1 protein-coding gene is annotated in these 2,166 nt (G+C 60.1%); it reads right to left on the bottom strand.

Translation table 11 applies throughout. The annotated features are described in order from the left end of the window. Positions 1–127 precede the first annotated feature (127 nt). On the bottom strand, positions 128–1,558 hold the full coding sequence (gene ltrA / locus ACFOY2_RS54560) for a group II intron reverse transcriptase/maturase (RefSeq protein WP_379536099.1): 1,431 nt from the start codon (positions 1,556–1,558) through the stop codon (positions 128–130). Positions 1,559–2,166 lie beyond the last annotated feature (608 nt).

Genomic DNA, 2,166 nt, shown 5'->3' with positions numbered 1-2,166 from the left:
CGTGAGGTCGGCCCGAGACGCCCTGCCGATGTTGCCATCGGTGGGTTTCCTCGGGCCGCCTCCCGAACCCGCCGTGCCCGTCTCCAGGCAACGGGCTCTCCGCAAGTCCCGCTGGGCACTCAGTTACTCATGCAGTGGTCCGCCAGGGGGTGGGGATTGCTGCGCCCCGGTATCGGTATCGTGTTGTTCGTACCTTTCCCGGGTCGAACAGCGCTCGCTTGTCCGAGACAGGCCATGTTCCGCCCGCGCAATAGCGTCGGCGGAAGTCCTTCCACCTGAATCTGGAGTGCTTGCGGTACAACCACCTGACGACCCGTTTCCAAACGTAGTCGCCCAGATATTGAAACGTTGCACTTGAGACTCCAGGGCGGAAGTATTCGCACCAACCTCTCAGCACCGGGTTGAGCTGGCGCAGTAGAGCATCGAGCGGTTGGCTCAGATCCATTCGCTGACAGGTCGTTTTCACCTTGGCCATTATCGAAGACAGTGCCTTCCTGGCCGGATAGGTGTAGACATAGTGCCGGTTCGTTCCCCTCTTTCGATGACGTTGGATACGCCATCCGAGGAAATCGAAACCCTCGTCAATGTGAGTGATCCTTGTCTTCTCTGTTGATAGACGTAAGCCCATCGGAGAAAGCACCTCAGCCACTTCAGCCCGCATGCTTTCGGCATGACCGCGATTTCCAGCGATGAGCACAAGGAAGTCGTCCGCGTACCGGATTAACCGATAGTTGGCCTGCCCCCTGCGTCGTCGGCCAGTTCTCACGCTGTGTGTGACATTCGGCCCGCCGGGATGCTGAGCGACATATTCGTCCAGTACGGACAGAGCGATGTTCGCCAGCAGTGGAGAGAGGATACCCCCTTGCGGTGTGCCGGAGTCGGAGTGTCGCTTCGCGCCATCCTGGCCAAGGATTCCTGCTTTGAGAAACGCCTTGACCAGTTGCAGCATGCGCTTGTCCTCGATCCGATTCCGCACGCGGTCCATCAGGGCCGTGTGTGAGATCTCGTCGAAGCACGCCGTAATGTCGCCCTCCACCACCCACTCGTAGGTGTTGGAGGTGATCATGCGAGTTTCGGCGATCGCATCGTGGGCGCGACGCCCGGGACGGAACCCGTACGAGCACGGGTGGAAGTCCGCCTCGAAGATCGGCTCCATCACCAGCTTCAGAGATGCCTGGACCACCCGGTCCCTGACGGTTGGGATGCCCAGGGGGCGCTTCTTGCCACCCGCCTTGGGGATCATCCGTTCCCGTACTGGAACCGGCCGGAAGTTCTGCTCTTTCAGAGATGAGCGAACTCTGTCGAGAAAAAGCTCGACCCCCTGCACAAGCTCGATCGAGTAGGCAGTCTTGCCGTCCACTCCGGCCGTGCGGGCACCCCTGTTAGACCGCACCCGAGCCCACGCCACCAACAAGAACGCGGGATCGGACACGAGATTGAACAGATCTTTGAATCTGCGCTGAGAATTCTCAGTCGCCCATCGGTGCAGCTTGGTCTGGATTTCCAGTACCCGGCGCTCGGCCTTGAATAAGGCGAGCTCCAGTTCGTCGGTATTCACCAACGGCCTCCCGGCATTCCAGCATCCTCCTTGCCAACTTGCTGACCCCCTTTGCCATGTACGTGACTTTCTCACGCTCGGACTACTACGGGGTCTCCGCCCCAACCATCGGCGATCGGCCGGCAACGAGCCTGCCCTCAACCTGAAATGGATCTCCAGATAAAGGGCCACCGTGGATGGTTCCCACGTTCACCAAGTAACCGATTAGCCAGTTAGGTGCCCAGCTTTGCCCCGGCAGCCTCGCCATGTCTACGCCGCAGTCTTTCGACATGGCCTCCTCGCCCTTATCATCCACAGGCCCTGGAGTTGGCCCGAATACTGCTGGGCCACGCGCTGCACACCATCCCGTATCCACCAGATTGGAGATGGCACGACCCTTACGGGGTTTCAACCACTGGTTCACTTCCGTTACACCTTCTGGCTTCGCTAGCCGGACCCGGTCCATCTGGCAGTTCTAAACCGTCCCGACATTGTCAGGGCTGCTTTCCGCCCTCCCCGGCGTTCCCCGGTTCAGGCTGCCCTCGGCTTCATTTCGGTTGCTGCGACAACCGAACGGTGAAGGTCTTTCACCTCCACTCGGTTACAAGGCGCCTCGTGGCGCACGATGA

This window comes from Nonomuraea purpurea, assembly GCF_042650645.1.
In the GTDB taxonomy this organism is placed as follows: Bacteria; Actinomycetota; Actinomycetes; order Streptosporangiales; family Streptosporangiaceae; genus Nonomuraea; species Nonomuraea purpurea.
The sequence above is the reverse complement of the archived record's forward strand: the minus strand, read 5'-3'. Positions and strand labels throughout refer to the sequence as shown.